The sequence below is a fragment of the Streptococcus cristatus genome (assembly GCF_003943505.1).
Classification (GTDB): domain Bacteria; phylum Bacillota; class Bacilli; order Lactobacillales; family Streptococcaceae; genus Streptococcus; species Streptococcus cristatus_E.
The window spans coordinates 1-580 of sequence record NZ_RJPS01000104.1; the positions used below are offsets into that span (position 1 = coordinate 1).

Here is a 580-nt window from a genome sequence, read left to right on the forward strand (position 1 = left end):
ATTTTATAAGTTTTTTTCATTATAATCCTCTTTTCTTTTTTGGAAATAGCAGAGCTGAGCTCTTATTTCCATTTAATGACATATTTTTCACTGACAGCCACCAGCTTCATCCCCAGCAGGCTGATAACCGAAACCAATATGATAATAGCAAACATAGTATCGTACTGGAAAAGTTTCTTGGACTGAATCATATAAACACCCAAGCCTTCGAAACCGCCCAGCCATTCAGAAACCACGGTCGTGATAAAGGCATAGGAAACACTGACGCGCAAGCCCGCATAGAAATAGGGAAGACTGGCTGGAATCTTAAAATGCCAGAGAATCTGCCAGCGATTGGCCTGCATAAGCTCAAAGAGAGTCAGAGTATCCCTATCACAATGCCGAAAACCGTCCAGAATACTGACGATAATCGGAAAAGTCGTCGTTAGAATAATGAGTACAATCTTAGGCAAAATCCCATAACCCAGCCAGAGAACCAGAATTGGCGCCAAAGCAATGGTCGGAATCGTCTGCACCACGACCATCATAGGGTAAATCAAATCATTGAGCCAGCTCATGCTGTCCATGAGCACAGCTAGTA

Annotated in this window: 1 protein-coding gene; it reads right to left on the minus strand. The window is 42.9% G+C overall.

Annotation, left to right across the window (positions count from 1 at the left end; translation table 11 throughout):
* Positions 1–62: 62 nt before the first annotated feature.
* Positions 63–580: ABC transporter permease (locus D8792_RS11235; protein ID WP_142999413.1), on the minus strand; the 518-nt coding region annotated here is incomplete at its 5' end.